Source organism: Oculatella sp. FACHB-28 (genome assembly GCF_014696015.1).
Lineage (GTDB): Bacteria > Cyanobacteriota > Cyanobacteriia > Elainellales > Elainellaceae > JAAUTN01.
In genome coordinates, this window is record NZ_JACJPJ010000040.1 from 1 (window position 1) to 6,064 (window position 6,064).

Sequence of the window (6,064 nt, forward strand, 5' to 3'; positions counted from 1 at the left end):
TGGACGATGCCAATTCGAGATTGGAGACCTGCTCTAAATCAGTTTGCAATCGCTTATGAAGATCGCTTTCCTCTCTAAATTTAGATCTTTGACACAAATCCATTGACATACCCTGTTGATGAATTCTGCTTGAGACACACTGTCCCCTTAGTTGATTCCCTTCACTTGCCCTTTGCGAATCATCGCCATTGCCTCAATTCCTCGCAATGTTCTCCTTGCTGTATTGAACGATCGAAACCCCATCGTCGGCTTCACAATCCGCTTTACATTACGATGGTCTTGTTCGATGATGTTATTCAGATACTTGCTCTGCCGCAATTCGGTTTCAGCTTTTAACGTTTTGTCCTGCTTCAATTCATCGACGGCAACCGGATAAGCCGCATTTTTATCGACCGTGATTACTCGTGGAGTTTGAGTGTGCTTCGCTCCTAACACTTTACGGAAAAACCGTGCCGCCGCTTTTCCGTCTCGCTTCGCACTCAGCATAAAATCCAAGGTATTGCCCTCTGAATCCACTGCTCGGTACAAGTATTTCCACTCGCCTTTCACTTCGATGTACGTCTCATCCACCCGCCAGGAATCGTTTGTGGGATTGAGAAAGGAACGAATGCGTTTGTCGAGTTCGGGCGCGTAATTCCGCACCCACCGATGAATTGTCGTGTGATCTACTTTCACGCCGCGCTCCACCATCATTTCCTCTAAATCCCGGTAGCTTAAGGAATAGCGACAATACCAGCGCACATTCAGCAGGATGATATCGGGCTGGAAATGTCGCCATTTGAACGGAGATTTAGGATCAACCACGGGACGTCAATTTTGCTCTCAACAGGCTCAAATTCTATCAGTTTTTGCAACAGAACCTACTTGAGAACCCACCGATGAATTGTCGAGTGGTCTACCTCCACCCCCCGCTCCTGCATCATCTCCTCTAAATCTCGGTAGCTCAAGGCGTAACGGCAATACCAGCGGACGTTGAGTCGGATGATCTGGGGCAAAAAGTGCCGCCACTTAAACAAGGAAGCTGTAGACATCACAGGGCAGGAAGGAGAGTTTAGTCCTGCTTACCTTACCATTCGCTGGTCTTTGCGACACAGCCGTAAATAGAACCAGGATGAGGAAATATAAAGCTCCCATCGCAGCGATCGCATCGGTTGAGAGTCGCCCAATAAACCAGGAATCGGTGAGATTGAGGATTGCCTGGACACTGCTATTAAGGAATAAAGGCAGTGACAATGCCAAAATAGCCCGATAGTCCAAACAGCGTTTTCCCTGCCTATCTACTTTCACAGCAGGAAGCAATGATTCTGAGCTATGCACCATCAAAAGCTCCTAGCTAAAACAAATGATCATCAGATAGCAACGCAATTGCAAATAGTGATATGAACATTGCAAGGAGGTGTTGCCACAAGCCTTAGTGGGAAAAAAAGTGGCAATGGAGTATCTGTTAGGACAACTGAGCAGCTACCAGTATTTCCTTAACTGCCTTTAGAGAGGATTCCAGCGCACTCTGCATCCAAGCTTGATTCGTTGAGGCATGTTCTCCTGCAAAATAGATGTGACCTTCGGGAGTAATCACATCTGCATATAAGCTCGTTTGCTGATAAGGCTTCATCATTGCCCAAGATCCCAAGCTCCAAGGGTGATCGTCCCAACTCCAACTCTCCATCTGTCGAATCATGCCATTTTGGTTAATCTGGGGGTGAATCTTCGCAAGATTCTGTTGAACGATTCGATGGCGTTCCTGTGGGGGTAGGTTGGCTAGCCGACGGGCTTGACTGCCCATCGTGTAAGCAGCCAGCAGCACAGATGGATTGGCAGAAATTGCAGGGTCTTTTGTCTGTGCATTATCTGAGGGATAGTAGAGCGTAGAAATAGGTAAATCACTCGCTGTGCTACCTCCATAGATCCCGTCATCTGTTTCCCAGAAACGGCTATTTACAACAGCTAGTACTTTGGTGGCAGAGTCATAAGACAACTCGCGAATAGCTCGCTGTTTCGCGGCAGAAAAAGGCGTATCCAGCCGAGATAGAACCGGGAAAGGAATTGTACAAAGAACAAAATCCCCTTCTTCCCTCTGAATTGTATTCTCTTCTAAATAAACGGCTGCCGCCTTCTGCGTCTCATCATCTCGCTCCAGTTGGATCACTTCACAGCCCATTCTCGGTTTCGATTTGAGCTTATCTGCTAGAGCCGCAGGGAGGCGATCGCTACCGCCAACAATTTCCTCCATCTCGTCATAGTTTTCACCCACGCGGATAAAGCTAAGGGCGGAAAAGTACATCACATCACCGAGAAAACCGTTAGCTGCTGCCATCATTTCAATCGCATCATTTGAGAACCCAGACGCTTTAGACCACTGAAGCATGGACTGCTCATCCATCTCGCGGACGGCTGCACTATGAATCCGCTCTGCAAAGATCTCGGCTTTTTCCGACTCAGTTAACTGAGCAAGACGACTTCCAACCACAGTTCCTAAAATATCATTTGGCGTTAACCCGCGTTCCGAGCTACCGAGATTGTAGATACGACTCAAATTTGCTGCATCCCTAACTCGTATGCGCTGCTCGCGCAGATAGTAGTATCCTTCTGGATTGCTGATCATGTATGAGCGAAGTTGCAACCCACATTCACGGATGTAGTGATGAGTCAGATTATGACGCTTAGGAATTCGGGATGCACCGACATCACCATACAAACCATCCTCAAAGCGCAAGGTGCGAACTCGCCCTCCAATATGGTTGCGTTCTGCTTCCAGGATGACGCAAGTGTGTCCTCGTTTTTCCAATTCGTAAGCCGCACAAAGTCCCGCCATTCCCGCTCCTAAAATGATCACTTTCAGAGGCTGGCGAGGATTAGGAACTGCTTCTAATTCATTGAGCAAGTTAGCCGACTTAGTTGCGGTCTGACGAGTTCTTGCACTCGCAGATCTCCCAATATGAGGAAATCGGGATGTGAAAGCTGCACCACTGGCAAGTGCAAGACTCCGTAAGAGCCAGCGACGACTGATCTGAGGTAAAGGAGTTGAAGAAGGTTTATCGTTTCTATTCATTTTTAGTTCTTCATAATTGCTCACCAGGTTGCAGTGAGAGATTGAATAGCTGTTTGTGCAGTAGTTAACGATCGCGCTCTGGCTTCATCTCCCATCGTTAAATTTTCAGCATGGATAAAGGTGATATCTGTAACTCCAATGAACCCAAAAACAGTTCGCAGATAAGGTTCCTGAAAGTCAAGCTGTTTTGAGGATGCGTCATTGGAGTAACTTCCACCTCGTGTCGTGATAATTAAAATTTTTTTGTTTGTCACTAACCCTCGCCAATCTTGAGTGAATGTGCGATTTACGCGCACAATTTGGTCGATATAGGCTTTGAAATTAGCCGGAACACTAAAGTTATACATGGGCACGCCAAAGACATAGCGATCAGCAACCCACAGTTCATCAATTAACTCATCAGAGATTCTCAAAGCATCGATCAGATTAGGAGCTAAATCTTCAGACTTACTAAACGATGCAGCAATCCAGGCTTCATCAATAGGTGAAACTGGGTATTGACCAACATCGCGATAGGTGACGCGATCGCCTGGGTGACGCTGAAGCCAACTAGTAACAAATTCCTTTGTCAACGCACGCGAAGTGGAGCGGCTCCCTCTAGGACTGGAGTCAAGATGCAGAATATGAGACATGATTCAAGGGTTTCCTTATGCGCTAGCTATTCCTGCTGTGGCTTTGGCATCAGGAGAAAGCAGCCTACTGTAAAAGATAAACAGGCACACAAACGAATAATTGATCGAACGGAACAAGTTTCAACGACTTCCAGGCTGACATCAAACGTGAAAATTAGGCTGCCGACTAAAAACAATCCATTGCCAAACCAAGCGTTCTTCATCTTGCTCCAAAGCCACAATTCAGTGAATACCCTCAGTATGGAAAGGATGCGCCGTTGATTTCTTGCCAGATTCTCCGATTTTTAGCACATTCTCACTGGTTGTTGAGAAAGATCTTCGGCGTGACTCCAACCCAACGTTTGAAGTGACGATTGAGATGGCTTTGGTGAGCAAATCCAACCTGAAGCGCAATATCTGCAATCGCCAGCTTCCCCTCGCTCAACAATCGCTTTGCCCACTCGACTCGGCGCTGAATCACAAATTGATGGGGGGTAAACCCAGTTGATTGCTTAAAAAGCTGGGTAAAGTAATTCGGACTCATCTGGGCGACAACTGCGAGTTCAGCTAAAGTCAAGTCGCGATCAAGATAAGCATCGATGTATTCGATCACCTGCCTTAATCGGTAGGTCGGCAAGCCACCTTCTTGGGCTGGTAGCATAGGTTTTTGGGTCGTGTAGTGGCGAAGCAGATGGATAAATAGCGTGGTGCTGAGAGAATCTATATACAATCGCCCACCTAAACCATGTGACTCAAGCTCAGCTTTCAGAGCCAATCCTATTCCATGAACTAATGGATCAGAGGTAGCAAAATGAGGCAGTAATTCAGCCCTATTCCAGCTTTCCGTTGACCGCACCGCGCTGAGAAATGCGGTTGGATCAAGACTAAGAATCAGGTAGCGATGCTCTGTATCCCAACGAGCATAATGGGGCGTATGGGCTGGAACAATCAGAATGTCGCCAACCTGAAACTGGTCTTCTTGAAATTTTGTATCTAACCTTTGTTCAGCCTTCGTCGGAATCTCCAGGTGAACCAGAATCAAGTGCTGATTAGATATAGTTTCAGGAATCTCATGGGGAGAGTGCTGATAGTAGCTGAAATGAATCCCATTCCATTGTCCCGGTTGGCTTGAGAGGAGTGAACCAGAGGGAAAAACCTGCAAAACCTCACTGTCTCTGGTGAAGTCGATCGCCAGGGCACTACATACAGATTGGTTTCTGGCTTCAGGAAGAGCTTGTTTCACACAACCAGCTTGTCTAAAAGCTACTAGAATACTGTAGTCATTTTGATTATGATTTATCAGTTCACACCGTGCAAGTGCATTAGGCATCTTATCTCTCGCAGCATCCCAATCGGGTTGCCAGGTTGCTCACTTTCACAGATGAATTAATTCGTCTGCATATTAATTCTGCCAAAAAAGTTGCGATAGATTACTTCAGACAATGAATAAAGTCGTTAATGGTTGACTGCAATGATTGGTGTACGTTTTCACAACAGATGGCGCGGCTTTCAAATTCGTGGCGTGTATCTCCTATTTGCCTTTCGTATGGCTCACGGTAGCGTGCTACGATTCTCCAGGGGGAAACAGCTTGGCATCACCTATCCGCCTATTTTCTCCATGGGCATTCATTGCTGCAACGAACATACCTCATGAATCTGAGTGGTTGTGTAAAAGTTTTGCGCCATGAATTTGATGATGAGATCTGATGAGTGCTGATAGAACAAAAATAATAAAGCCCTTGTTCTGCAAAGGTTATACGTTTTACGGTGCTGCGCCACAAATTTGAAGGCCGCGCCATCTGTTGTGAAAACGTACAATAGTCCAGCAGGGTCAGACGGCTGAAACCATTCGGCTCTGTGGGATTGATGCGCCGGAGTCGGAGCAGCCGCTTGGGACGGAGGCTGAAGCCCTGGTGAGAGGCTTGGTTGAGGGGGAAGAGGTCGGAATTGTCCCTGTAGAGCGCGATCGCCATGGTCGCCAGGTTGCTGAGGTATTCGTCTCTGGAGGCGGTGAGGAAGAAACGTTTGTTCAGCAAGAGCTACTGATGGCTGGACTAGCTTACGTTTACCCCGAGTATGTGGAGGGTTGCCCTAATGGTGAATCGATGCGAATGGCTGAGGCGATCGCCCAGGAGAATCAGGTTGGGGTGTGGTCGGGCAGTCATCAGCGCCCTTGGGAGTATCGTCGAGCACAGCGGGAATAATGACAGGGTAAACAAAGCGTTTACGTTTTCATAGGACACCTTGGGCGATCGCTCCTCATACTGGCGATCGCTTTTTATAGGAATTGTGGCGTTGCTGAAACTGTAATGATTTAAGCTAGCCAAGGGATTGACCGAAACTTCAAGTAGTGAAGCAGCAAACGAAGGGAGCATTTCAACATCTCAATTGACTTGGAGTAGCA

The 6,064-nt window shown here is 47.1% G+C and carries 8 protein-coding genes and 1 pseudogene; 2 read left to right on the forward strand and 7 right to left on the reverse strand.

The window, feature by feature from the left end; translation table 11 throughout:
• Window positions 1-147: 147 nt before the first annotated feature.
• From H6F88_RS04845 to H6F88_RS04875, 7 genes and pseudogenes are all read right to left on the reverse strand, one after another.
• On the reverse strand, window positions 148-804 hold the full coding sequence (locus tag H6F88_RS04845; protein ID WP_190641623.1) for an IS6 family transposase: 657 nt from the start codon (window positions 802-804) through the stop codon (window positions 148-150).
• Between the two features lie 62 nt (window positions 805-866).
• Window positions 867-1,031: pseudogene (locus H6F88_RS04850) on the reverse strand (IS6 family transposase); the annotation flags it as partial.
• On the reverse strand, window positions 1,009-1,320 hold the full coding sequence (locus tag H6F88_RS04855; RefSeq protein ID WP_190641624.1) for a hypothetical protein: 312 nt from the start codon (window positions 1,318-1,320) through the stop codon (window positions 1,009-1,011). The pseudogene H6F88_RS04850 and the gene H6F88_RS04855, both read right to left, overlap by 23 nt.
• A 124-nt stretch (window positions 1,321-1,444) precedes the next feature.
• Window positions 1,445-3,049 carry an FAD-dependent oxidoreductase gene (locus tag H6F88_RS04860; RefSeq protein WP_190641625.1) on the reverse strand — a complete coding sequence of 535 codons (1,605 nt, stop codon included), beginning with the start codon at window positions 3,047-3,049 and terminating at the stop codon, window positions 1,445-1,447.
• A 20-nt stretch (window positions 3,050-3,069) separates the two neighbouring features.
• Complete coding sequence (locus H6F88_RS04865; RefSeq protein ID WP_190641626.1) at window positions 3,070-3,681, reverse strand: FMN-dependent NADH-azoreductase; 612 nt, start codon at window positions 3,679-3,681, stop codon at window positions 3,070-3,072.
• Between the two features lie 26 nt (window positions 3,682-3,707).
• Window positions 3,708-3,884, reverse strand: a complete 177-nt coding sequence (locus tag H6F88_RS04870) for a hypothetical protein (protein WP_190641627.1) — start codon at window positions 3,882-3,884, stop codon at window positions 3,708-3,710.
• A 92-nt stretch (window positions 3,885-3,976) separates the two neighbouring features.
• The gene (locus H6F88_RS04875) at window positions 3,977-4,903 is read right to left on the reverse strand and encodes an AraC family transcriptional regulator (RefSeq protein ID WP_190641628.1); all 927 of its coding nucleotides are present in this window, start codon (window positions 4,901-4,903) and stop codon (window positions 3,977-3,979) included.
• 228 nt (window positions 4,904-5,131) lie between these two features.
• On the opposite strand from H6F88_RS04875, the gene H6F88_RS04880 reads away from it, so the two are divergent.
• Entirely contained in the window at window positions 5,132-5,314 is a 183-nt protein-coding gene (locus H6F88_RS04880) for a hypothetical protein (RefSeq protein WP_190641629.1), read from the forward strand.
• A 193-nt stretch (window positions 5,315-5,507) separates the two neighbouring features.
• Window positions 5,508-5,864 (forward strand): thermonuclease family protein, encoded by a 357-nt coding sequence (locus H6F88_RS04885; RefSeq protein WP_347277665.1) that lies wholly within the window; start codon window positions 5,508-5,510, stop codon window positions 5,862-5,864.
• Window positions 5,865-6,064: the final 200 nt, after the last annotated feature.

Bases quoted from the DNA above. Each gene is read 5' to 3' on its own strand.
- H6F88_RS04855 (WP_190641624.1), bottom strand. From the start codon at position 1,320: ATGGTGCATAGCTCAGAATCATTGCTTCCTGCTGTGAAAGTAGATAGG.
- H6F88_RS04860 (WP_190641625.1), bottom strand. From the start codon at position 3,049: ATGAATAGAAACGATAAACCTTCTTCAACTCCTTTACCTCAGATCAGT.
- H6F88_RS04865 (WP_190641626.1), bottom strand. From the start codon at position 3,681: ATGTCTCATATTCTGCATCTTGACTCCAGTCCTAGAGGGAGCCGCTCC.
- H6F88_RS04870 (WP_190641627.1), bottom strand. From the start codon at position 3,884: ATGAAGAACGCTTGGTTTGGCAATGGATTGTTTTTAGTCGGCAGCCTA.
- H6F88_RS04880 (WP_190641629.1), top strand. From the start codon at position 5,132: ATGATTGGTGTACGTTTTCACAACAGATGGCGCGGCTTTCAAATTCGT.